General features: G+C 69.9%; 19 protein-coding genes. 5 read left to right on the top strand and 14 right to left on the bottom strand.

Translation table 11 applies throughout. The features are described 5' to 3' along the window. Positions 1-57 precede the first annotated feature (57 nt). From MRBLWO14_RS16480 to rplU, 5 genes are all read right to left on the bottom strand, one after another. On the bottom strand, positions 58-1,311 hold the full coding sequence (locus MRBLWO14_RS16480; protein WP_341934155.1) for a glutamate-5-semialdehyde dehydrogenase: 1,254 nt from the start codon (positions 1,309-1,311) through the stop codon (positions 58-60). A gap of 9 nt (positions 1,312-1,320) precedes the next feature. After that, positions 1,321-2,106 (bottom strand): glutamate 5-kinase, encoded by a 786-nt coding sequence (proB, locus tag MRBLWO14_RS16475; protein ID WP_341934154.1) that lies wholly within the window; start codon positions 2,104-2,106, stop codon positions 1,321-1,323. Then, positions 2,103-3,602 (bottom strand): GTPase ObgE, encoded by a 1,500-nt coding sequence (obgE, locus tag MRBLWO14_RS16470; RefSeq protein ID WP_341934153.1) that lies wholly within the window; start codon positions 3,600-3,602, stop codon positions 2,103-2,105. The genes proB and obgE overlap by 4 nt, the downstream gene beginning before the upstream one ends. 75 nt (positions 3,603-3,677) lie before the next feature. After that, entirely contained in the window at positions 3,678-3,935 is a 258-nt protein-coding gene (rpmA, locus tag MRBLWO14_RS16465) for a 50S ribosomal protein L27 (RefSeq protein ID WP_017202370.1), read from the bottom strand. Between the two features lie 18 nt (positions 3,936-3,953). Then, positions 3,954-4,262, bottom strand: a complete 309-nt coding sequence (rplU, locus tag MRBLWO14_RS16460; RefSeq protein ID WP_179297631.1) for a 50S ribosomal protein L21 — start codon at positions 4,260-4,262, stop codon at positions 3,954-3,956. A 212-nt stretch (positions 4,263-4,474) separates the two neighbouring features. Between rplU and MRBLWO14_RS16455 the strand changes: the two genes are divergently transcribed. After that, entirely contained in the window at positions 4,475-4,744 is a 270-nt protein-coding gene (locus MRBLWO14_RS16455; RefSeq protein ID WP_341934152.1) for a DUF4031 domain-containing protein, read from the top strand. On the opposite strand, the gene MRBLWO14_RS16450 is transcribed toward MRBLWO14_RS16455, so the two are convergent. After that, positions 4,706-7,174, bottom strand: coding sequence for an Rne/Rng family ribonuclease (locus tag MRBLWO14_RS16450; protein ID WP_341934151.1), 2,469 nt, complete (start codon positions 7,172-7,174; stop codon positions 4,706-4,708). The genes MRBLWO14_RS16455 and MRBLWO14_RS16450 overlap by 39 nt on opposite strands. Before the next feature lie 290 nt (positions 7,175-7,464). Here MRBLWO14_RS16450 and MRBLWO14_RS16445 point away from each other — a divergent pair, with 290 nt between their 5' ends. Beyond that, the gene (locus MRBLWO14_RS16445; protein WP_341934150.1) at positions 7,465-8,082 is read left to right on the top strand and encodes a vitamin K epoxide reductase family protein; all 618 of its coding nucleotides are present in this window, start codon (positions 7,465-7,467) and stop codon (positions 8,080-8,082) included. Positions 8,083-8,145: 63 nt separating this feature from the next. Here MRBLWO14_RS16445 and ndk read toward each other — a convergent pair whose 3' ends face one another. Genes ndk through ileS form a run of 4 tightly spaced genes read right to left on the bottom strand, consistent with a single transcriptional unit; the run spans position 8,146 to position 13,706 of the window. Continuing rightward, on the bottom strand, positions 8,146-8,562 hold the full coding sequence (gene ndk, locus MRBLWO14_RS16440; RefSeq protein WP_067120383.1) for a nucleoside-diphosphate kinase: 417 nt from the start codon (positions 8,560-8,562) through the stop codon (positions 8,146-8,148). A 1-nt stretch (position 8,563) separates the two neighbouring features. Next, positions 8,564-8,986, bottom strand: coding sequence for a DUF4233 domain-containing protein (locus tag MRBLWO14_RS16435; protein WP_341934149.1), 423 nt, complete (start codon positions 8,984-8,986; stop codon positions 8,564-8,566). Beyond that, positions 8,983-10,335, bottom strand: coding sequence for a folylpolyglutamate synthase/dihydrofolate synthase family protein (locus MRBLWO14_RS16430; RefSeq protein ID WP_341934148.1), 1,353 nt, complete (start codon positions 10,333-10,335; stop codon positions 8,983-8,985). The genes MRBLWO14_RS16435 and MRBLWO14_RS16430 overlap by 4 nt, the downstream gene beginning before the upstream one ends. Next, positions 10,332-13,706: an isoleucine--tRNA ligase gene (ileS, locus tag MRBLWO14_RS16425; protein ID WP_341934147.1), complete on the bottom strand. Its 3,375-nt coding sequence runs from the start codon at positions 13,704-13,706 to the stop codon at positions 10,332-10,334. Before ileS ends, MRBLWO14_RS16430 begins: the two co-directional genes overlap by 4 nt. Positions 13,707-14,079: 373 nt before the next feature. On the opposite strand from ileS, the gene MRBLWO14_RS16420 reads away from it, so the two are divergent. After that, positions 14,080-14,730 (top strand): pentapeptide repeat-containing protein, encoded by a 651-nt coding sequence (locus tag MRBLWO14_RS16420; protein WP_341934146.1) that lies wholly within the window; start codon positions 14,080-14,082, stop codon positions 14,728-14,730. On the opposite strand, the gene MRBLWO14_RS16415 is transcribed toward MRBLWO14_RS16420, so the two are convergent. The 4 genes from MRBLWO14_RS16415 to MRBLWO14_RS16400 are packed head-to-tail and all read right to left on the bottom strand — an operon-like array spanning position 14,720 to position 19,650. Further along, a complete protein-coding gene (locus tag MRBLWO14_RS16415) occupies positions 14,720-16,228 on the bottom strand; it encodes an ABC transporter ATP-binding protein (RefSeq protein ID WP_341934145.1) in 1,509 nt (502 codons plus the stop codon). The genes MRBLWO14_RS16420 and MRBLWO14_RS16415 overlap by 11 nt on opposite strands. After that, a complete protein-coding gene (locus MRBLWO14_RS16410; RefSeq protein ID WP_341934144.1) occupies positions 16,225-17,037 on the bottom strand; it encodes an ABC transporter permease in 813 nt (270 codons plus the stop codon). Before MRBLWO14_RS16410 ends, MRBLWO14_RS16415 begins: the two co-directional genes overlap by 4 nt. Beyond that, the gene (locus tag MRBLWO14_RS16405; protein ID WP_341934143.1) at positions 17,034-18,002 is read right to left on the bottom strand and encodes an ABC transporter permease; all 969 of its coding nucleotides are present in this window, start codon (positions 18,000-18,002) and stop codon (positions 17,034-17,036) included. The genes MRBLWO14_RS16410 and MRBLWO14_RS16405 overlap by 4 nt, the downstream gene beginning before the upstream one ends. 37 nt (positions 18,003-18,039) lie before the next feature. After that, a complete protein-coding gene (locus tag MRBLWO14_RS16400) occupies positions 18,040-19,650 on the bottom strand; it encodes an ABC transporter substrate-binding protein (RefSeq protein WP_341934142.1) in 1,611 nt (536 codons plus the stop codon). A gap of 169 nt (positions 19,651-19,819) precedes the next feature. Between MRBLWO14_RS16400 and valS the strand changes: the two genes are divergently transcribed. Together valS and MRBLWO14_RS16390 are read left to right on the top strand one after the other, a co-directional pair. Continuing rightward, positions 19,820-22,426, top strand: coding sequence for a valine--tRNA ligase (gene valS / locus MRBLWO14_RS16395; RefSeq protein WP_341934141.1), 2,607 nt, complete (start codon positions 19,820-19,822; stop codon positions 22,424-22,426). Further along, the gene (locus tag MRBLWO14_RS16390) at positions 22,423-22,641 is read left to right on the top strand and encodes a hypothetical protein (protein WP_341934140.1); all 219 of its coding nucleotides are present in this window, start codon (positions 22,423-22,425) and stop codon (positions 22,639-22,641) included. The genes valS and MRBLWO14_RS16390 overlap by 4 nt, the downstream gene beginning before the upstream one ends. The last annotated feature ends 81 nt before the right edge of the window (positions 22,642-22,722 follow it).

Raw genomic sequence — 22,722 nt, 5'->3', positions numbered from 1 at the left:
CGTTTCGTGGCTGGCGGGTGGGCGCTCGTAGCGCCGCAGCGCCACCTAGTCTAGCCCTCAGCCGCGAGTCTGCCCGGCCCCACGCGCCAGCCACTTCGTGCTGGTCAGCTCGGCGAGTCCCATGGGACCGCGGGTGTGCAGCTTCTGCGTCGAGATGCCGACCTCGGCGCCGAACCCGAACTCGCCGCCGTCGGTGAAGCGCGTCGATGTGTTCGCCATCACGACAGCGGAATCGACCTCGGCCAGGAACCGCTCGGCGTTGCGGGAGTCGGTCGTCACGATCGACTCGGTGTGCCCTGTGCTGTAACGACGGATGTGGTCGAGTGCGTCGTCGAGCGTGTCGACGACCTTGATGGCGATGTCGAGGCTCAGGTACTCGGTGGCCCAGTCCTCCTCGGTCGCGGGGATCACGTTCGAGACGAGGCCGGCGACGATGTCGTCACCGTGGATCGCGACGCCCTCGCTCTGCAGAGCGCTGGCGACGAGGGGCACGAGCCGAGGCGCGGCCTGACGGTGCACGAGCACGGTCTCCACCGCGTTGCAGACGCTCGGACGCTGCACCTTGGCGTTCACGACGATGTCGCGCGCCCAGTCATCCGGAGCGCTCTCGTCGAGCACGATGTGCACGTTGCCCGCCCCGGTCTCGATCACCGGCACCGTCGACTCCGTGACCACGGTCTCGATGAGCCCTGCGCTGCCACGCGGCACGAGCACGTCGATGAAGCCGCGGCCGTGCATGAGCGCCTTCGCGCCATCGCGGCCGAAGTCGTCGACCGTCTGGATCGCCTCAGGGGTGATGCCGACCTCTGCCAGGGCATCACGCATGACCTCGACGAGCACGGTGTTCGAGTCGCGCGCGGCGCTGCCCCCACGGAGCACCGCGGCGTTGCCCGACCGGAGAGCGAGTGCAGCGATGTCGACCGTCACGTTCGGCCGGGCCTCGTAGATGGCGCCGACGACCCCGAAGGGCACGCGCACCTGCTCGAGCGCGACGCCGTTCGGCATCCGATGCCCGCCGACGACCCGGCCCACCGGGTCGGGGAGGGCGGCGACCTCGCGCACGGCGGCTGCGAGGGCGGCGACCCGCTTGTCGTCGAGGCGCAGGCGGTCGATCAGCGAGTCACCGATTCCATCGGCCTGACCGCGCTCGATGTCGCGGGTGTTCGCCGCGATGATCGTCGCGGAGTTCGCCTCGAGGGCCGCCGCGATCGCTTCGAGCGCGCGGGCCTTGTCATCGCTGGTCAGCGCGGCGGTGGCGCGGGACGCCTCCTTGGCGCGCTCGAGGCGCACCTGCGGGGTCTGGTCGGTCATCCGCCCAGTCTAAGAGAGCGCCGGCTCGAACCAGGTGCCTATTTCCTCGCCTGCCAGGGCCTGTCCGACGAGGTCGGCGCTCGTCACGAGCACTCCGATGCCGGATGCCGCGGCGAGCCGCGCAGCCGAGACCTTGGTCGCCGCTCCCCCGGTGCCGACGCTGTTGACGACGGTCGATCCGAACTCGAGTCCTGAGAGGTCGGCGTCCGGAGCGACGACATCGATCGGCTCGGCCCGGGGGTCGGACGGCGGACGCGTGTACAGGGACTCGATGTCGCTCAGCAGCACCAGCGCATCGGCCTGCGTGAGTTGAGCCACGAGAGCGCCGAGCCTGTCGTTGTCGCCGAACCTGATCTCCTGCGTCGCGACGGTGTCGTTCTCGTTCACGATGGGCAGGATGCGGAGCCCGAGCAGGCGCTCCATCGCGCGACGGGCATTGCTGCGCGACGTCGGGTTCTCCAGGTCGCCGGTGGTGAGCAGCACCTGACCGGCGACGATGTCGAACGGGCGCAGTGCCTCCTGATACCGGTACACGAGGATGTTCTGGCCGACGGCCGCGGCGGCCTGCTGAGTCGCCAGGTCGGTCGGCCGGGCGTCGAGGCGCAGAAACGGGATGCCGGTGGCGATCGCCCCCGAGGAGACGAGGATGACCTCGGCGCCGCGCCCGTGCGCGGCAGCCAGTGCCTCGACGAGCACGGGGATGCGCCACGACGCCTCCCCGCTGATCGACGACGAGCCGACCTTCACGACGATCCGCGAAGCGGTCGCGAGGTCCGCCCTCGTGCGAGCTGTCACGCGTCGTCCTCGCGCGTCGCGAGACGGCGTTCCTCCGCCTCCGCCCGGGCCACGGCCCTGGCATCCATCCGCTCGTAGTACTGCTCGCGCCGCTCCGAGGTGGTGCGGCGACCATTGGGAGCGAGACGCGGGTCGGTGCCGCGCGGTGCCGTCATGAGCTCCGCGGCCGACGACATGGTCGGCTCCCAGTCGAACACGATGCTGTCGCCCTCGCCGATGACCACGGTCGAGCCCTGCACGGCGCCCAGCCGGAAGAGCTCGTCCTCGACGCCCAGCTTCTCGAGGCGGTCGGCGAGGTACCCGACGGCCTCCTCGTTCTGGAAGTCGGTCTGCTGCACCCAGCGCACGGGCTTCTCGCCGATGATGCGGTACACGTTGCCGTAGGTGCCGCCCTCGACCCGGATCGTGAAGTCCTTCTGCGATCCCTTGGGCTTGATCACGACGCGCTCGCGGACCGGCGCGGCCGCGGCCTGCTCTGCACGGTGCTGCTCGACGATCTCACCGAGCGCGAAGGTCAGGGGACGGAGCCCTTCGTGCGAGACGGTGGAGATGTCGAACACGCGGAAACCGCGGGCCTCCAGGTCGGGGCGTACGAGGTCGGCGAGATCACGCGCCTCGGGCACGTCGACCTTGTTCAGCGCGACGAGCTGCGGGCGCTCGAGCAGCGGCGTCTGCCCCTCGGGCACCTCGTAGGCCGCGAGCTCGGCGAGGATGACGTCGAGGTCGGAGATCGGGTCGCGTCCCGGCTCGAGCGTGGCGCAGTCGAGGACGTGCAGGAGTGCGGAGCACCGCTCGACGTGGCGGAGGAACTCCAGCCCCAGACCGCGCCCCTCGCTCGCACCCTCGATGAGACCGGGGACATCGGCGACGGTGTAGCGGAAGTCGCCCTGCTGCACGACACCGAGGTTGGGGTGCAGCGTGGTGAAGGGGTAGTCGGCGATCTTCGGGCGGGCGGCGGAGATCGCGCCGATCAGGCTCGACTTGCCGGCCGACGGGTATCCCACCAGCGCGACGTCGGCGACCGTCTTGAGCTCGAGGATGACATCGCCCTCGTGCCCGGGTGTGCCGAGGAGAGCGAAGCCCGGGGCCTTGCGCTTCGGGGTCGCGAGAGCCGCGTTGCCGAGACCGCCCTGACCGCCCTGCGCGACGACGAAGCGCTCCCCCGGCTCGATCATGTCGATCAGCACGTCGCCCGCGGAATTCTTCACGACGGTGCCGACGGGCACGGGGAGGACGAGATCCTCGCCCATGAAGCCCGCGCGGTGGTCGCCCATGCCGGGGCCGCCGTTGCCGGAGCTGCGGTGGGGAGAGTGGTGGTACGAGAGCAGCGTGCCCGTCTGCGGGTCGGCGACGAGCACGATGTCGCCGCCGTCGCCGCCGTTGCCGCCGTCGGGTCCGCCGAGCGGCTTGAACTTCTCGCGGTGGACGGAGACACAGCCGTTGCCGCCCTTGCCCGCGCGCAGATGCAGCGTCACGGTGTCGACGAAGGTGACCATGTCTCTCTCCCTGCAAAAGAGAATCGGGGCGGGCCGAAGCCCGCCCCGATTCGGATGTCTACTGTCGTGCTGTGATCACTCAGCAGCGGCGACGATGTTGACGACCTTGCGGCCGCCCTTCGCGCCGAACTCGACCGCGCCGGCGGCCAGAGCGAACAGCGTGTCGTCGCCACCACGGCCGACGTTCACGCCGGGGTGGAAGTGGGTGCCGCGCTGACGGACGATGATCTCGCCGGCGAGGACCTGCTGACCGCCGAAGCGCTTGACGCCCAGTCGCTGTGCGTTGGAGTCACGACCGTTGCGGGTGGAGCTTGCGCCCTTTTTGTGTGCCATGTCCTGGTCTCCTCGGTCTTACTTGATGCCGGTGATCTTGACGCGCGTGAGCTCCTGGCGGTGGCCCTGACGCTTCTTGTAGCCGGTCTTGTTCTTGTACTTCTGGATGACGATCTTCGGACCGCGGAGGTTGCCGAGCACCTCAGCCGTGACCTTGACCTTCGCGAGCTGGTCAGCGTCGGTGGTCACCGTGGCGCCGTCGACGAGCAGCACGGCGGCCAGCTCGATCTTCTCGCCCTGAGCAGCCTGAACACGGTCGAGCTGAACGATCGTGCCGACCTCGACCTTCTCCTGCCGCCCACCGGCGCGCACTACTGCGTAAACCACTTCATACCTGTTTCGTTGGGGAGCTCGGGGCTCCGAGAATCTCACGGGAAGACTGTTGCTTGCATGCGTCGCGGGGCGACGGGTGCGACTGCAAGACTCTCCGCTCCGACCGTCGAGGACGACGCGGCATGCGCACCAAGGGACTACTTTACCGGATGCCGGACACGGAGGCAAAACGTCGCGGGGTGCGTGTCCGGCTCTAGGCTGGCGGGATGACCATCCTCGTCGACGACCCCGTCTGGCCCGCCCACGGACGACTGTGGGCGCACCTGGTCAGCGACGAGAGCCTCGACGAGCTGCACGCCTTCGCGCGCGCCCAGGAACTCCCCAGCCGGGCCTTCGACCTCGACCACTACGACGTGCCGGAGGACGCGCTGCCGCGACTCATCGCCGCCGGCGCTCAGCACGTCGGCGGCAAGGAGCTCGTCACACGGCTGATCGCGTCAGGACTCCGCGTCCGAGGACGCGACCGGACCCGCTGAGTCGGAGTTCACCGACACGGGGGTGCCGGTGAGAGCAGCGGTCGTCACACGTCGGCGTCCACGACCCTGACCAGGTGCCTTCGGCTCCGGAAGGGCGTCGAGCACCGAGTCGAGCAACTGCTCGGCGGGCGACTTCGGCCCCTTGCGCTCCGAGCCGCGCTTCTTGCGGGGCTTCTTGGGGCGCTCCTGCGGCGCGGCAGCGGCATCCGTGCCGACCTCGGCCGGAGCATCCGCGACGACGTCGACGGCAGGGGTGCGGGTCGATGCGGCGATCTGCGCCAGCGCCGACTTGGCACCCTCCGGGATGCTGTGGGTCGTCCCGGTCGCGGGCGCGGGGCTCTGGCCCTGGCCGTTGCCGCCGCGCTGACGACGGTTGTTCGACGACGCGCTGCCGTTGCCGTTCCCGTTGCCGTTCCCGTTCGAGCGGTGCTTGACGACCGGGTCGTGGTGCACGATCACACCTCGGCCGGCGCACACCTCGCACGCCTCACTGAACGTCTCGAGCAGGCCGAGACCGAGCTTCTTGCGGGTCATCTGCACGAGTCCGAGCGAGGTGACCTCGGCGACCTGGTGCTTCGTCCGGTCGCGGCTGAGGCACTCGATGAGGCGGCGCAGCACGAGGTCGCGGTTCGACTCGAGGACCATGTCGATGAAGTCGACGACGATGATGCCGCCGATGTCGCGCAGACGCAGCTGGCGGACGATCTCCTCGGCGGCCTCGAGGTTGTTCTTCGTGACGGTCTCCTCGAGGTTCCCGCCGGAGCCGACGAACTTGCCGGTGTTGACGTCGACCACGGTCATGGCCTCGGTCCGGTCGATCACGAGCGAGCCGCCGGACGGCAGCCACACCTTGCGGTCGAGCGCCTTCTCGATCTGCTCGGTGATGCGGAACGCGTCGAACGGGTCGACCTCGTCCTCGTAGGTCTCGACACGCTCGAGGAGGTCAGGCGCGACGCTCTCGAGGTAGGCGCGGATCGTGCGCTGTGCGTCCTCGCCCTGGATGAGCATCTTCGTGAAGTCCTCGTTGAAGACGTCGCGGACGATCTTGACCAGGAGGTCGGGCTCGGCGTGCAGCAGCGCGGGGGCCTGCTGGCTCTCGACCTGCTTGCGGATGTGCTCCCACTGCGTGGTGAGGCGCTGCACGTCGCGGGTCAGCTGCTCCTCGGTGGCCCCCTCGGCCGCCGTGCGCACGATGACGCCGGACGACTCGGGCAGCACCTCCTTGAGGATGCGCTTGAGACGCGCGCGCTCGTTGTCGGGGAGCTTGCGGCTGATGCCGTTCATCGATCCGCCCGGCACGTACACGAGGTAGCGACCGGGGAGCGAGATCTGACTCGTCAGGCGAGCGCCCTTGTGCCCGACGGGGTCCTTCGTGACCTGCACGAGAACGCGGTCGCCGGCCTTGAGGGCGAGCTCGATGCGACGAGGCTGGTTGCCCGTCTCGACGCCGTCCCAGTCGACCTCGCCGGAGTAGAGCACGGCGTTGCGACCGCGACCGATGTCGACGAACGCCGCCTCCATGCTCGGCAGCACGTTCTGCACGCGACCGAGGTAGACGTTGCCGATCAGCGACGCGTCCTGATTGCGGGCGACGTAGTGCTCGACGAGCACGCCATCTTCGAGGACGCCGATCTGGGTGCGACCGTTCTTGGCCCGCACGACCATCTTCCGGTCGACCGACTCGCGGCGCGCGAGGAACTCGGCCTCGGTGACCACCGGACGACGACGGCCCGCATCGCGGCCGTCACGGCGGCGCTGCTTCTTGGCCTCGAGACGCGTCGATCCCTTGATCGCCTTCGGCTCGGTGATGTACTCGACGACGCGCTGGCGCGGCTGGCGGGGCTCGTCGCGCTGGTCGCCCTCGTCCGAGCCACCGCGGCGGCGGCGGCCGCGTCGACCCGACGACGACTCGTCGCCGTCGCGGTCCAGGTCTCGCTCGAAGCCGCGGTCACGACCGGGACGGGCGGGCAGCGGCACGATCTCGGGAGCATAGAAGTGCAGACGCGTCGAGACCTGCGACACGAAGACCTCGGGGAGCAGTCCCAGCGAGACCGCCGTGACCGGGGCGGGGTTCGCCGGCTCCTCGGGCTCGGACGCCTCCGGCTCGGCGGCGTCCGGAGCCTGCTCGACAACGGGAGCCTCGTCGGCAGCAGGAGCCTCGGCGGCGGCCGGAGCCTCTTCCGCAGCGGGGCTCTCCTCCGCGGCAGGAGCCTCTTCGGCAGCCGGGGATCCCTCGGCATCCGGGGCATCCTGCGCAGCAGCTTCGTCAGCAGCGGCGGGCGCGGCGTCCATCTCGACCACCGTGTCCTCGGCGGGCGTCTCCTCCGCGGGCGACTCCTCGGGAGTCTCCGCGATCACTGCGGCTGATGCGTCAGCATCCGCAGGGAAGTCGAGGGTAGGGGCGTCATGTTCATTGTTCTCGTCGGCCATCTCTGGCGTACTCCTCGCGCGGTGCACCGGGTGCTCCGCGAATTCTCATGCGGCACCGGGGTGTCGCGAACTCATTCGGTGTGCGACCGGCTCTGGGCTCTGGTCGCGAGGGGCATACGGCCCCGAAGTCTGCGTCGATGCGTGCTACGACGGGGTCGAGCGGTGCATCACAGGCCATTATCGCACCAAGTGGCCGCGAACGCGGCATCGACGGCCCCTCCCGCGCCGGAGTTCGATATTCTCCGGTCGCCTCACGCCCGATCCATAGCGATCGCTGTGATAATCCACATATGAGCGAGCAGCGCACCCGCCCCGTCGTCTACGCCGTCTGGCTGATCATCGCGAGCGTCATCGGCTGGTTCGCCGCCTTCCAGCTCACCATCGACAAGTTCATCCAGCTCGAGAATCCCGACGCCGAGCTCAGCTGCAACGTCAGCGTGATGATCCAGTGCGGCAAGAACCTCGGATCCTGGCAGGGAGAGATCTTCGGATTTCCCAACCCCCTGATCGGCCTGAGCCTCTGGATCGCTCCCCTGGTCGTCGGTGTCGCGATCCTCGCCGGTGCCCGATTCCCCCGGTGGTTCTGGGCCGCGTTCGGCGTCGGCGTCACATTCGCGTTCGGCCTCGTCTGCTGGCTGATCTGGCAGAGCCTCTACGCCCCCAACCTCGGCGTGCTGTGCCCCTGGTGCATGCTGACCTGGTCGGTCACGATCCCGACGTTCTTCGCGACCATGGTGCATCTCACCCGGAACGGCACCTTCACGAGCAATGAGAAGGTCAAGGCGCGCGCCAACAGCCTCATGGCCTGGGTGCCTCTCGCGACCGTCCTCGCGTTCGCTGTCATCATCCTTCTCGCGCAGCTGCGCGGTCTCGACCTCCTCGGCGAGGTCATCGGCATGATCCTCTGATCCACCGCCGACACGACGAAGCCCGCCGCACCCGAGGTGCGGCGGGCTTCGTCGTGCACTGACTCAGTCGAACCAGATGCCGAGCTCCCGGGCCGCGGACTCCGGGCTGTCGGAGCCGTGCACGAGGTTCTGCTGCACTTTGAGACCCCAGTCGCGCCCGAAGTCGCCGCGGATCGTCCCGGGGGCGGCGGTGGTCGGGTCGGTCGTGCCGGCGAGCGAGCGGAAGCCCTCGATCACGCGGTTGCCGGCGAGGCGGATCGCGACCGACGGGCCGGACAGCATGAACTCGAGCAGCGGCTCATAGAACGGCTTGCCCTCGTGCTCGGCATAGTGGGCGGCGAGGAGGTCGCGGTCGGGCTCGACGAGACGGATGTCGACGAGCGCGTAGCCCTTCGCTTCGATGCGCGCCAGGATCGCGCCGGTGAGGCCGCGGGCGACACCGTCGGGCTTGACGAGGACGAGGGTTTCTTCGGTGGCCATGTCATTCACTCTCTGTCTGAGTCTCGGTGGCGGATCCGTCGGGGCGTCGTGCGTCCAGGCGGGCCCCCATGATCGTCGCATACGCCCACATGCCGCCGAAAATCAGCACGACGAGCAGGATCGCCGGCACGAGGATCGCCGACAGGGCGATCACGACCTGGATGACCCACCCTGCGGTGATCGCCCACGGCTTCGTGATGAGGCCGGCGAGGGCGATGCAGGCGAGGCCGACGATGCCGCCACCGACGATCCCCCACCACTGCGGGATGCCGGGGGGCAGCGTCTTGAGGCCGAAGATCGTGAGCCCCGCGAGGAACACCACGATCGACTCGAAGCCGAGCACGATCGGAGCGAGCTTCTGCACGAGAGTGCGAGGCGGTCGCGGCGCACGCTGCCTGCGCGCCGGGGCGGAGTCCGCGCTCACGCGCGCCACCCCGACTTCCAGTCCTCCTCCTCGGCGAGGGCGATCGCCTCGCCGGCGAGCACGACGGATCCGGCGATCACGACGGCACGCCGGTCGGACGACGCGGCCCACTCGCGAGCGGCGTCTGCGGCATCCGCCAGCGTCCGGTGCACGGTCGCGCGGTTGCCGGTCGCCTCGACGAGGTCGGCGATGCTGTCGGCGTCGCTCGCCCGGTCGGACTCCGGCGCGGTGGCGAAGACGTGCGCGGCGACCGGGGCGAGACGCGCCACGATGCCCGCGGCGTCCTTGTCGGCCAGGATGCCGAGCACGACACCCCACTCGTCGAAGTCGAAGCTGTCGTCCATCGCCTGAGCGAGGGCGGCCGCACCGTGCGGGTTGTGAGCTGCGTCGACGATCACCGTAGGGGCGATGCCCAGCAGCTGGAGGCGTCCGGGCGAGGTGGCGCCCTGGAGTCCCTCCGAGACGATGTCGTCGGCGATCCGCTGCTGCGCTCCCCCGATCAGCGACTCGACGGCGGCCAGCGCGAGAGCCGCGTTGTGCCCCTGGTGCGCGCCGTACTGGGGCAGATACTCCTCGACGTAGTTCCCGGCGAGGCCGCGGATCGTGATGAGCTGACCGCCCACGGCCAGCTTCTGCTCCACGAGGCCGAAGTCATCGCCCTCGAAGGCGATCGTGGCGTTGCGCTCCCCCGCCACCCGGCGCAGCACCTCGGTCGCCGCCTCGGACTGCTGCGCCGAGACCACGGCTGCGCCCTCCTTGATGATGCCCGCCTTGACCTGCGCGATCTCGGGGATCGTGGCGCCGAGCCGGTCGGCGTGGTCGATGTCGATGGGCGCGAAGACCGCCACGTCGCCGTCGGCCGTGTTCGTCGAGTCCCACTCCCCTCCCATGCCGACCTCGAGCACCAGCACGTCGACAGGCGCGTCGGCCACCGCGACGAAGGCGAGCACCGTGAGCAGCTCGAAGAAGGTGAGCGGCTCCTCGCCCGCGGCGTCGAGCTCGGCGTCGACGATGCCGACGAACGGCTCGATCTCGTCCCAGGCATCAGCCACCGCCTCGTCGGCGATGGGCTCGCCGTCGATCATGATCCGCTCGGTGAACCGCTCCAGGTGCGGGCTCGTGAAGAGCCCCGTGCGCAACCCGTGGGCACGCAGCAGGCTCTCGATCATGCGGGCCGTCGACGTCTTGCCGTTGGTCCCGGTGATGTGCACCACGCGGTACGTGCGCTGCGGGTCGTCGAGCAGCTCGAGCACGCGAGCCGTGCGCTCCTTGCGCGGCTGCACCCAGCGTTCGCCGGCCCGGCTCAGCAGGGTCTCGTAGACGGCATCCGCCCTGTCGCGAGCACTCATGCGTCTGCTCCCTCGCGCACCGCGGACGTGGCGTCGATCGTGACGATGATCGGACCCTTCGCAGCGCCGAGAGCTCGCGCCCCCGACCGGAAGACGCCGTCGCCCGGACTCTCGACCCCGTCGACCACAGCGTCGAGGCCGTCGGTCGCCTGCGCCGCGAACGCGATCGCGAGCGTCTCGCGCGAGATGAGGTCGGCGTGCGCGGTGAGAGCCGCCGCGTCCTCGGGCGTCGCGTTGAGGGCGAGCACGATACGGTCGCTGACGTCGAGACCCGCGTTCTTCCTGGCCTCCTGCACGACACGGATCGCATCGCGGGCGAGACCCTCGGCCTCGAGCTCGGGGGTGGTCTGCGTGTCGAGCAGCACGAAGCCGCCGCCCGGTACGAGTGCGAGAGCCTCGCCCTCCGGGCGACCAGAGGTCTCCAGCACGAGCTCGTACTCCGACGGCTCCAGCGCGATGCCGCCCGCGGTCACGACGCCATCGGCCTCCGACCAGTCGCCGGCCTTCGCGGCCTTGATCACCGTCTGCACGTTCTTGCCCAGACGCGGACCGGCCGCGCGTGCGTTGACGCTGAGTCGGTGGCTGATGCCGTAGTCCGCAGCCGTCGTCTCGGACTGCGGCACGAGCTCGACCGACTTGACGTTGAGTTCCTCGCGCAGGATGTCCTCGAACTGACCGAGCGTGTCGGCCAGGGGCGACACGACCGTGAGGCGCGCGAGCGGCAGACGGACGCGCAGCTTCTCCTTCTTGCGCAGCGCGTTGCCGACGCTCGACAGCTCGCGCACGGCATCCATCGCATCGCGGATGTCGTCCGCGGCGGGGAAGGCGTCGGCATCCGGCCAGTCCTGCAGGTGCACGCTGCGACCGCCGGTGAGCCCCTGCCAGACGCGTTCGCTCACGAGAGGCACGAGCGGTGCGGCCACACGGCACAGCGTCTCGAGAACCGTGTAGAGCGTGTCGAACGCCGCGGTCGCCGTCCCCTCCCAGAACCGGTCGCGCGAACGACGGATGTACCAGTTGGTGAGCACCTCGGCGAAGTCGCGCAGGCGGGCGGACGCCGTGGTGGAGTCGAGACCCTCGAGGTCGGCCCGTACATCGCGCACGAGGTCACCCAGGCGGGCGAGGATGTACCGGTCGAGCACGTCGGTGGAGTCGGTGCGCCACGACGCCTCGTACCCGCCGTCCTTCGCCGCGTTGGCGTAGGTGGCGAAGAAGTACCACGAGTTCCACAGCGGCAAGAGGAACTCGCGCACTCCGGCGCGGATGCCCTCCTCCGTCACGGCGAGGTTGCCGCCGCGCAGGACCGAGCTCGACATGAGGAACCAGCGCATCGCGTCCGAGCCGTCGCGGTCGAGCACCTCCGACACGTCCGGGTAGTTGCGCAACGACTTCGACATCTTGTACCCGTCGCTGCCGAGAACGATGCCGTGGCAGCTGACGCCCGTGAACGCCGGACGGTCGAACAGCGCGGTCGACAGCACGTGCATGACGTAGAACCAGCCGCGGGTCTGACCGATGTACTCGACGATGAAATCGGCCGGTGCGTGCGAGTCGAACCACTCCTGGTTCTCGAACGGATAGTGCACCTGGGCGTACGGCATCGAGCCCGAGTCGAACCACACGTCGAAGACGTCCTCGATGCGGCGCATCGTGCTCTTGCCGGTGGGGTCGTCGGGGTTCGGCCGGGTGAGATCGTCGATGTACGGCCTGTGCAGGTCGACCTCGCCCTCCGGGTTGCGCGGCAGCGTGCCGAAGTCGCGCTCCAGCTCTTCGAGGGAGCCGTAGGTGTCGACGCGCGGGTACTCGGGGTCGTCGCTCTTCCACACCGGGATGGGCGAACCCCAGTATCGGTTGCGGCTGATCGACCAGTCGCGCGCCCCCTCTAGCCACTTGCCGAACTGGCCGTGCTTCACGTTCTCCGGCACCCAGGTGATCGGCTCGTTGTTCGCGAGCAGATCGTCCTTGATGTCGGTCACGCGGATGAACCAGCTCGACACGGCCTTGTAGATCAGGGGGTTCCGGCAGCGCCAGCAGTGCGGGTAGGAGTGCACGTAGCTCTGCTCGCGCAGCAGCCGGCCCTCGCCGCGCAGGAGGCGGATGAGCGGCGTGTTCGCGTCCATCCACAGCTGCCCCGCGACATCGGTGACGTTCGGCAGGAACCGGCCGCCGTCGTCGAGCGACAGGATCGTCGGGATGCCGGCGGCACCGGCGACCCGCTGGTCGTCCTCACCGTAGGCAGGGGCCTGGTGCACGATGCCGGTGCCGTCGCTGACCGTGACGTAGTCGTCGACGAGGATGCGCCACGCGCTCTCGGTGCCGTAGGTCTCGGCATCCGCGTAGTAGTCGAAGAGGCGGTCGTAGGTCACGTCCTGCAGCTCGGCTCCCCGCACCGTCTGGTCGACCGCGGCGAGCGCGTCGTCCGCGCTCTCGTAGCCGAGGTCCTTCGCGTAGCCGGCGAGCAGCTCGCGAGCGAGCAGGTAGCGGTGGGCCGAAGCCTCGACCGCGGCATCCTCGGTCCCTGCGGCGGCGTGCACGTCGGCGGCACCACCGGGACCCGCAGGGAGCACGACGTACTCGATGTCGGGTCCCACGGCGAGCGCGAGGTTGGTCGGGAGCGTCCAGGGCGTGGTCGTCCAGGCGAGGGCGCGCACGGCGGTCAGGCCCAGAGCCTCGGCCTTGGCGCCCGTGAGCGGGAACGTGACCGTCACCGACGGGTCCTGACGGTTCTGGTAGACGTCGTCGTCCATGCGCAGCTCGTGCGCCGACAGGGGCGTCTCGTCGCGCCAGCAGTACGGCAGCACGCGGTACCCCTCGTAGGCGAGACCCTTGTCGTAGAGGGTCTTGAACGCCCAGAGCACGCTCTCCATGTAGCCGAGGTCGAGCGTCTTGTAGCCGCGCTCGAAGTCGACCCAGCGCGCCTGGCGCGTGACGTAGTCCTGCCACTCGTGCGTGTACTTCAGCACCGAGGAGCGCGCCTTCTCGTTGAAGACGTCGATGCCCATGGCCTCGATCTCGCTCTTCTCGGTGATGCCGAGCTGCTTCATCGCCTCGAGCTCGGCGGGCAGTCCGTGGGTGTCCCAGCCGAAGACGCGGTCGACTTTCTTGCCCAGCATGGTCTGGAACCGCGGGAACAGGTCCTTGGCGTAGCCCGTCAGCAGGTGCCCGTAGTGCGGGAGGCCGTTGGCGAACGGCGGCCCGTCGTAGAACACCCACTCGTCCGCGCCTTCGCGCTGCTCGATCGAGGCGCGGAACGTGTCGTCCTGCTTCCAGAACTCGAGCACGTCCTGCTCGATCTCGGGGAAGCGCGGGCTCGGGGCGACGGAGGCAGCCTGGTCGGCGGCGGGGCCGAAGGAGGAACGCGGGTAGGTCATGTCGTCTCGCAGGAGTCGTGGCGGATGCTGCTGCGAGGACGACCCTCCGGATTCACTCCCCGGATGGACCGCGGTACCACCTCGCGTGCCGCGCCTCACGGCGGGACCACTCTCACTGCGGCTGTGACGGGCCTGCCCCGCTCGGTTCTACTTGCTCCGGCCTGCGCTGAGCCTGTCGGAGTGTTCTTCCGAGAGCTCCCCGGTGATGGCCGGATCGATGCTCGTGACTCCATTGTACGCGGGGCCCGGCGCCTCCTGCATCCGCGTTCCCGTCGCACTTTCGCACTCCCGTCGCAGGAATGAGGCCCGGCCCTGCGACGCGGGTGCACATCTGCGACACGACAAGGTCGGCACCCCGGCCTACGCTCGACGCATGGCTCGCGCATCCGACGCCCTCGTGGCCCCTCGCGTCTCCCCTCCCGACCTCCCGCCGCGGCTCGACGCGGCTGATCCCGCGCGGGGCGCCGACCTCCTTGGGGTCGCCCTCGATCTCGTCGGCGACGTCGACCTCGCGCATTCTTCGCTCGAGCAGTGCACGATCAGCGCGGACGCCGACAGCGTCGACCTCACGGGAGCGACCCTCATCGACGTGGCTGTGGCCGGTGCCCGCATCGCCTCACTGCGGATGCGGGATGCGAACGTGCGCCGCGTCCGGATCGACGGCGGTCGTGTCGGCACCCTCGACCTCAGCGGAGCGCGCATCGACGAACTCGAACTGCGCGGCGTGCGGATCGACTACCTGAACCTCGGCGGGGCGAAGGGCACCGACGTCGAGATCGCCGAGTGCGACATCCGCACCCTCGACATGCCCCAGGCCGAGCTCACGCGCGTCCGGTTCTCCGAGACGCGCAGCGACGAGGTCGACCCTCGAGGCCTTCGTGCCACGCACGTCGACCTGCGCGGGCTCGACGCGGGCGCCTTCCTCGACGCCCACAGCCTGCGTGGTACGACGCTGTCGTCGTTCCAGGTGCAGCAGCTCGCGCCGGTCCTCGCGGCGAGCATCGGCATCCGCGTCATCGACTGACCGGACCGCCCGCCGCGAGCAGCTCCTTCGTGAACGGATGCTGCGGCGCAGCGAACACCGCCCTCACCGCGCCCTGCTCGACGATCGCCCCGTGTTGCATGACGATCACGTCGTCCGCGACGGCGCCGACCACATCGAGGTCGTGCGACACGAGGATCATGGTGAGGTCGCGCTCGCGCTGCAGTCGGAGCAGCAGGCGCAGGACGCGCTCGCGCACGGACGGGTCGAGCGCGGAGACGGGTTCGTCGAGGACGAGCACCTGCGGGTCGGCGGCGAGCGCTCGGGCGATGGCAGCGCGCTGACGCTGCCCGCCGGAGAGGGCGTGGGGTCGGCGACGCGCGAGGCTCGCGTCGAGATCGACCTCGCGCAGCAGCTCATCCACGCGGCGGGCACGCGCGGAGCGGGGAACCCCGCCGGCGGCGAGCGCCTCCCGCAGCGAACGGCCGATGGTCCACCGGGGGTCGAACGCGCCGAGGGGGTTCTGGTGCACGAGCTGCACCCGTCGGGGCGCCGACCACTGCAGGGTCCCCGCGTCGGGGCGCTCGACGCCGACGATCATGCGGGCGAGGGTCGTCTTGCCCGATCCCGACTCGCCGACCACGCCGAGCGTGCGCCCCTCCGCCACCGCGAACGAGGCATCGTCGACCGCGGTCACGCCGCCGAAGGACTTCGTGACCCCGTTCGCGACGAGGACGGAGCGCTCGGGGCCCGCGGCGCTCTCCCGCGGTTCGTGGATCGTCGCGGCGATCAGCTGCCGCGTGTACTCGTGCTGCGGGTTCTCCAGCACCTCCGTCACCGGGCCGGTCTCCACGACCCGTCCCCCGCGCATGACCAGCACCCGGTCGGCCACCCGGCGCACGGCGGCGAAGTCGTGGCTGATGAACACGACGGCCGTCCCGGCGTCCGCGATGTCGCGCAGGAGACCGAGGATCCTCGCCTGCACGGTGGCGTCGAGCGCCGTGGTGGGTTCGTCGGCGATGAGCACCGCGGGGTCGGCGGCGAGCGCGGAGGCGATCAGCGCGCGCTGCCTGAGCCCGCCGGACAGCTCGTGAGGGTGCTGACGTGCGCGGCGCTCGACGTCCGGCATCCACACCCGCTGCAGGAGGTCGCGCACGCGGTCCTGTGCCCCGGTCCGACCGCTCACCAGACGGTGCAGGTGCAGCGGCTCCGCGACGGCATCGCCGATCCGCTGCAGCGGATCGAGTGACACCAGGGCGTCCTGCGACACGAGGGCGATGCGTCGGCCGCGCAGATCCCGCCAGCGACGTTCACTCAGTGCCCGGGCGTCGGTGCCGTCGATCGTCAGCGCGTCCATGCGCACTCGGGCGTCCGCGGGGGCGAGACCGAGCAGGGCGCGCGCGGTGAGCGATTTGCCCGCTCCGGATTCGCCGACGACGGCGACGCACTCCCCCGGCTCGACGCGCAGCGAGACCTCGTCGACGACGGGCTGCGCTCCGAGATCGATGCGGAGCCCCGTCACCTCCAGCGCGGCGGTCACGTCGTCCGCCCTTCGGCCCGCGCGCGGAGGGTGCGCCCGACGATCGTCGCGGCGACCACCGTCACGGTGATGGCGATCCCCGGGAACACCGCGATCCACCACGCCTGCCCGAGCACGTTGCGACCACCGGCGAGCATCAGGCCCCATTCGGGCGTCGGTTCGGACGGGCCGAGCCCGAGGAAGCTCAGCCCCGCCGCGGCGAGGATGCTGGATCCGATGCCGATGGTCGCGAGCACGCTCAGCGAGCCCAGCACGCCGGGCGCGACATGACGCACGAACGCCGTGACCGGGGCGACCCCCAGGATGCGAGCGGCCTCGACGTGCTCCATCCCGCGCAGGACGCGGGTCTGGACGCGGGCGAGACGGACGTACACCGGCACGGCGGCGAGGGTCACCGCGACGGCGATGTTGACCGCACCGGGGCCGAGCACGGCGATGACGACGAGCGCGACGAGGAACTCCGGGAACGCCATGAGCACGTCGTTCACGCGCATCAGACCGGTGTCCACGGCGCGCGGCGCGACCCCGGCCAGGGCGCCGACGATGAGTCCGGCGACGAGGGCGATCGCGGTCGCCAGCAGTCCGATGCCGATGGAGCGGCCCGCCCCGTGGACCACGCGCGAGAACACGTCGCGGCCGCTCTGGTCCGTGCCGAAGAGGTGATCGGCGCTCGGCGGCTGCAGCGCCGCGCGCACGTCGGTCTGCAGCGGGTCGTGCGTCGACAGGAGCGAGGGGAACAGCGCGGCGAACGCCAGCACGGCGAGGACGGCGACCGCGCACCACAGCAGCACGGCCTGAGCACGCCTCACCGGAGCACCGCCGTCGAGGGGCGCCCCGCTGCACGCGCCCGGTGTGTGCGCAGCCGCGGGTCGATGAGCGGATGCAGCAGCTCGACGACGAGGTTCACGACGACGAACACGACAGCGCTGAGCAGGATGATGCCGGTGATCACGGGAAGGTCGCGGTTGCTGATCGCCGCGAGAGTGACGCGGCCCAGCCCCGACCGCGCGAACACGGTCTCGACGAGCACCGCACCGCCGAGCACGGAACCCGTGAGATAGGCGGCGAGCGTGATCGCGCCTGCCGCTCCGTGGCGAAGTCCGTGCCGCAGCGTGAACCAGCCGGCACTGGCGCCCCGCGCGCGGACGGTCTCGGCGAACGGCATCCGCTCCGCCTGGGTGAGCCCGTCGCGCAGGACCTGGCTGAGCAGCGCCGCGACCGGGAGAGCCAGCGTGACCGCCGGCAGCACGATCGTCGCGGGGTTGCGCGCACCGGAGACGGGGAACCATCCGAGCCCGAAGGCGAACACGCTCAGCAGCACGAGGCCGATCCAGAACACGGGGGACGACAGGATGACGAGCTCGACACCGGCGGCGACCGAACGCCCCACCCGGCCGCGCACGAGCAGCGTGACGGCGAGCGCGAGCACCACCGCGATGAGCAGCGCCAGCGCTGACAGCTGCAGCGTGGCGCCGAGCTGCCGGCCGATCACCTCGGTCACCGGCATCCGCAGCTGGTACGACTCCCCGAGGTCGCCCCGGGCGAGCTGTCCGATGAAGGAGAGGTACTGCTCGAACGGCGGACGGTCGAGTCCGAGTTCCGCCCGGATGCCGTCCTTCACGGCCTCGCTCACCTGGGCCTGCGGTCCGAGCATGACCGACACCGGATCCCCGGGGATCACCCGGAACGCCAAGAAGGCGAGAGTGGCCGCTCCCCAGAGAACCACCACGACGGATGCCGCGAGTCCCGCGATCCGGAACAGCGCAGCCTTCACGTTCGTCCCGCTCCGATCGCTCAGCGACCGATCCCGGTCAGTCGACGCTCACATCGTAGAACAGCGGCCGCCCGTACAGGTCGTACTGCAGACCGCTGACGCGCTCGCCGACGGCCGTGATCGCCGACGGCACGTACAGCGGCACGATCGCCTGGTGGGTGGCGTTCCACTCCTGCAGCTGCACGTACAGCGCGTCGCGCTGGCCCTGGTCGCTCGTGGCGACGGCCTGCTCGAGCAGACCGTCGACCTCGGGGTCGGAGACCTGCGAGGCGTTCTGGAACCCGTCGGTGTGCAGGTGGTTGCGCAGCAGGTCGGGGTCGACGCCCGAGAAGCCCCAGTCGGTCAGGTCGAAGGTCTTGGGTCCGTACTGCTCGTTGTACGCGCCGGGCTCCAGGACCTCGCGGACGACGTCGATGCCGATCGCCTTCAGGTCGGACTGGATCGCGTTGGCGAGAGCCGCACGGTCGTCGGGGACGGGCGTGTAGGCGATCCAGCGCACCGAGAGCGGCTGACCGTCCTTCATGCGGATGCCGTCGGCGTCGCGCTCCGTCCATCCGGCCTCGTCGAGCAGCGCATTCGCCGCCTCGGGGTCATAGGGCCAGCTGTCCTCGAGCGCCGCGTCGTAGCCGGGAGTGGTCGGGCCGAGGATGCTCCACGCCCGCGGGAACTGACCGAAGAAGATCTCCTCGACCGCGGCGTCGACGTCGATGCCCCGGGCGAACGCCTGCCGCACCTTCTCGTCGGCGAAGACACCGTACTTCTCGTTGAGGTACAGCGAGTAGGGCAGCCCGGGGTACTCGACGGAGTCGACCGTGATCCCGTCGCCGAGGTCACCGGCGAGGTTCGGCGGGATGTTGCTCGCGATGTCGGCCTCGCCACTCTGCACCACGCCGGTTCGCACCGAGGCCTCCGGCTGGATCTCGACGCGCAGCGTCTCGACTTCGGGGGCCTTCTCGCCGTGCGGCCCCCAGGCGTAGTCGTCGTTGCGTGTGTAGACGATCTCCTGGTCGGGCGTGTACTCGGTGAGCTCGTAGGGGCCGGTGCCGACCGTGATGCCGGGGCCACCCGCCTTGAGCTGGCCGGCGGACTCCTCGAGCACGGCCGGCGAGTAGAACCCGAGCTGCGGCGTGCTCGCCGCCTGGAGGAACGGGGCGTACGGCTGCGTGAACGACACTTTCACGGTGTGCTCGTCGATGACCTCGGTGCCTTCGTAGAAGTCCGCTCCGAGCATGCTCGCCGCCTGGGCGGACTCCGTCTCGGGGTCGACGATGCGGTCGAAGTTCGCCTTGACCGCTGCGGCGTCGAAGGGCTCGCCGTCGGTGAACGTCACATCGTCGCGGAGGACGAAGGTGTACTCGGTGCTGTCGTCCGACACCTCCCACTCCGTGGCGAGCCAGGGCGTGAACGATCCGTCCGCCTCCTGGAAGACGAGGGAGTCGAGCACGGCGCGCTGCACCATCCCCGACACGTCGAGCTGGCTCACCTGGGGATCCATGTGCCCCGCGGCGAGGTTGGCGCCCTCGATCGACCACACGAGCTCTGCGCCTTCTGAGTCGGATGCGCCGGTGGAGCAGGCGCTCAGCGCCAGCGCGGTGACCGCGCTGAGGGCGACGAGGGGAAGAACGCGACGTGCGGGGTGTGCGGGCATGGCTATTCCTCGGAAGAACGGGTCGGGATGAATCCAGTGTATTGCCGATTCTTGGACTCGGTCGATGTGCACGCAGGGGCCCCGCACGACGGCGATCGGTACACTGGAGCCACAACCCACACTCAGGCACGCTCACACAGTGCCGCATACATCGCTCGAGGAGACCTCCATGTCCGAGTCCGCACTCTCTCAGATCCCTGACAAGCCCGTACTCGAAGGCCTCGAAGCGAAGTGGGGCGAAGCGTGGTCCGAGCGGGGCACGTACCTGTTCGACCGCATCCGCGCCGCGCAGGCGGGCCGCGACGGCGTCTACTCGATCGACACTCCGCCGCCGACGGCGTCCGGCAGCCTCCACATCGGCCACGTGTTCTCGTACACGCACACCGACGTGAAGGCCCGCTACGAGCGCATGCGCGGCAAGACGGTGTTCTACCCGATGGGCTGGGACGACAACGGCCTCCCCACCGAGCGCCGCGTGCAGAACTACTACGGCGTGCGCTGCGACCCGTCGCTCCCGTACGACCCGGACTTCACTCCCCCGTTCGAGGGCGGCGACAACAAGTCGAGCCGCGCCGCCGACCAGGTGCCGATCAGCCGCCGTAACTTCATCGAGCTGTGCGAGCGCCTGACCGTCGAGGACGAGAAGCAGTTCGAGGCGCTGTTCCGTCAGCTCGGTCTCAGCGTCGACTGGACCCAGACGTACCGCACCATCTCCGACGACACGATCCGTCAGAGCCAGCTCGCCTTCCTCCGCAACCTGGAGCGCGGCGAGGCCTATCAGTCCCTCGCGCCCACGCTGTGGGACATCGACTTCCGCTCGGCGATCGCGCAGGCGGAGCTCGAGGACCGCGACCAGCAGGCCGCCTACCACACGATCGATTTCCCCTTCGCCGACGACTCGGGCTCGATCACGATCGAGACCACCCGTCCGGAGCTGCTCCCCGCGTGCATCGCGATCGTGACGCACCCGGAGGGCCCGCACAAGCACCTGATCGGCACCAAGGTGCGGACGCCGTTCTTCGGTGCCGAGATCGAGATCCACGGCCACCACCTCGCCCAGCCCGACAAGGGCACCGGCGCCGCGATGGTCTGCACCTTCGGCGACGTGACCGACATCATCTGGTGGCGCGAACTGCGCACCGCCGACGGTCACGACCTGCCCAACATGACGACGATCGGTCTCGACGGACGCTTCCTCCCGACCGCCCCGTCGATCGTGGCGAACGCGGAGGCCGCCGACTGGTACGCCGCCGAGCTCGCCGGCAAGACCGTGTTCTCCGCTCGCAAGGCGATCGTCGAGAAGCTGCAGGAGACGGGCGACATGACCGCCGTCGGCAAGCCTTTCAACCACGCCGTGAAGTTCTTCGAGAAGGGCGACCGCCCGCTCGAGATCGTGTCCACGCGCCAGTGGTACATCCGCAACGGAGCCCGCGACGGCGAACTCCGCGACGAGCTGCTCGCGCACGGCACGGAGCTGTCGTGGCACCCCGACTTCATGCGTGTGCGCTACGAGAACTGGGTCGGCGGCCTCACGGGCGACTGGCTCGTGTCGCGCCAGCGCTTCTTCGGTGTGCCGATCCCGCTCTGGTACGGCCTCGACGAGAACGGCGAGCGCGACTACGACCGTGTGCTCACACCCGATCACGCCGCGCTGCCGATCGACCCCACCACCGATGTGCCCGCCGGCTACTCGGAGGACCAGCGCGGAGTGCCGGGCGGATTCGACGCCGAGGCCGACATCCTCGACACGTGGGCGACGTCGTCCCTGACGCCCCAGCTCGCCGGAGGATGGCAGCGCGACGAGGAGCTGTGGCAGCTCACCTCGCCGTTCGACCTGCGCCCGCAGGGGCAGGACATCATCCGCACCTGGCTGTTCTCGACCATGCTGCGCTCGACCCTCGAAGACGGGCGCTCGCCGTGGCGCAACGCGGCGATCTCAGGCTTCATCGTCGACCCCGACCGCAAGAAGATGTCGAAGTCCAAGGGCAACGTGGTGACCCCGGCCGACATCCTCGATGCCCACGGTTCGGATGCCGTGCGCTACTGGGCCGCATCGAGCCGCCTCGGCATGGACGCGGCGTTCGACCCGCAGAACCCGACGCAGGTGAAGATCGGACGCCGTCTGGCGATTAAGGTGCTCAACGCCGCGAAGTTCGTACTGTCGTTCCCGGTGCCGGAGGGGGCGCAGGTGACGCACGCCCTGGACGCGTCGATGCTGACGGCGCTCGACGCCGTCGTGGTCGAGGCGACGAAGGCGTTCGAGAACTACGACCAGGCCAAGGCCCTCGAGGTCACCGAGGCCTTCTTCTGGACCTTCTGCGACGACTACCTCGAGCTCGTCAAGGAGCGCGCCTACAACCAGGCCGATGTGGGACAGGCTTCGGCCGCGCTCGCGCTGCGCCTCGCCCTGTCGACACTGCTGCGCCTGCTGGCGCCGGTCATCTCCTTCGCGACCGAAGAGGTGTGGTCGTGGTTCGAGGAGGGATCCGTGCACACGGCCGCGTGGCCGGAGCCGCTGCGCATCGACGGCGACATCGCGGTGCTCTCCGCGGCCAGCGAGGCCCTGATCGGCATCCGCCGGGCCAAGACCGAGGCGAAGGCCTCGCAGAAGACCCCCGTCTCGCGGGCCGAGATCGCGGCGCCCGCCGCGAAGCTGGACGCGCTGCGCGCTGCCGCCGACGATCTGCGCGCGGTCGGACGCATCGCCGAACTCGAGTTCACCGAAGCGGCGGAGTTCGCCGTCACGATCGAGCTCGCGCCGGCCGAGGAGGCATGATGCAGCTGGGCACCCGCTGGTCGACCGGGGCGGAGCCGCCGGCGTCCGTGCCGTCCGCGCTCCACCCCGCGATCGCCGAGGTGGAGTCCAAGGGACTCACCGGTCACTGGACGCTCACGTGGCTCGAGGGCCGGGCGATCGCCGAGCTCGATGCCGGCTGGGAGGTCGTGCAGACGGCATCCGGCGAGGTCGTCGCCCGCCCGTTCGAGGACTGATTCGAGCCCGGGACGCCGCACCTCAGGGGCGCCTCACCCCCACGGGTCGTCGAGCGAGCGAAGCGAGACGAAACGCCCCTC

The sequence above is a fragment of the Microbacterium sp. LWO14-1.2 genome, from assembly GCF_038397715.1.
Taxonomy (GTDB): domain Bacteria; phylum Actinomycetota; class Actinomycetes; order Actinomycetales; family Microbacteriaceae; genus Microbacterium.
The sequence above is the reverse complement of the archived record's forward strand: the minus strand, read 5'-3'. Positions and strand labels throughout refer to the sequence as shown.

What these genes read in the sequence shown, in the direction of transcription:
- MRBLWO14_RS16480 (WP_341934155.1), bottom strand. Translation starts at nt 1,311, where the DNA reads ATGACCGACCAGACCCCGCAGGTGCGCCTCGAGCGCGCCAAGGAGGCG.
- obgE (WP_341934153.1), bottom strand. Translation starts at nt 3,602, where the DNA reads ATGGTCACCTTCGTCGACACCGTGACGCTGCATCTGCGCGCGGGCAAG.
- rpmA (WP_017202370.1), bottom strand. Translation starts at nt 3,935, where the DNA reads ATGGCACACAAAAAGGGCGCAAGCTCCACCCGCAACGGTCGTGACTCC.
- MRBLWO14_RS16455 (WP_341934152.1), top strand. Translation starts at nt 4,475, where the DNA reads ATGACCATCCTCGTCGACGACCCCGTCTGGCCCGCCCACGGACGACTG.
- MRBLWO14_RS16450 (WP_341934151.1), bottom strand. Translation starts at nt 7,174, where the DNA reads ATGGCCGACGAGAACAATGAACATGACGCCCCTACCCTCGACTTCCCT.
- MRBLWO14_RS16445 (WP_341934150.1), top strand. Translation starts at nt 7,465, where the DNA reads ATGAGCGAGCAGCGCACCCGCCCCGTCGTCTACGCCGTCTGGCTGATC.
- ndk (WP_067120383.1), bottom strand. Translation starts at nt 8,562, where the DNA reads ATGGCCACCGAAGAAACCCTCGTCCTCGTCAAGCCCGACGGTGTCGCC.
- MRBLWO14_RS16430 (WP_341934148.1), bottom strand. Translation starts at nt 10,335, where the DNA reads ATGAGTGCTCGCGACAGGGCGGATGCCGTCTACGAGACCCTGCTGAGC.
- ileS (WP_341934147.1), bottom strand. Translation starts at nt 13,706, where the DNA reads ATGACCTACCCGCGTTCCTCCTTCGGCCCCGCCGCCGACCAGGCTGCC.
- MRBLWO14_RS16420 (WP_341934146.1), top strand. Translation starts at nt 14,080, where the DNA reads ATGGCTCGCGCATCCGACGCCCTCGTGGCCCCTCGCGTCTCCCCTCCC.
- MRBLWO14_RS16400 (WP_341934142.1), bottom strand. Translation starts at nt 19,650, where the DNA reads ATGCCCGCACACCCCGCACGTCGCGTTCTTCCCCTCGTCGCCCTCAGC.
- valS (WP_341934141.1), top strand. Translation starts at nt 19,820, where the DNA reads ATGTCCGAGTCCGCACTCTCTCAGATCCCTGACAAGCCCGTACTCGAA.
- MRBLWO14_RS16390 (WP_341934140.1), top strand. Translation starts at nt 22,423, where the DNA reads ATGATGCAGCTGGGCACCCGCTGGTCGACCGGGGCGGAGCCGCCGGCG.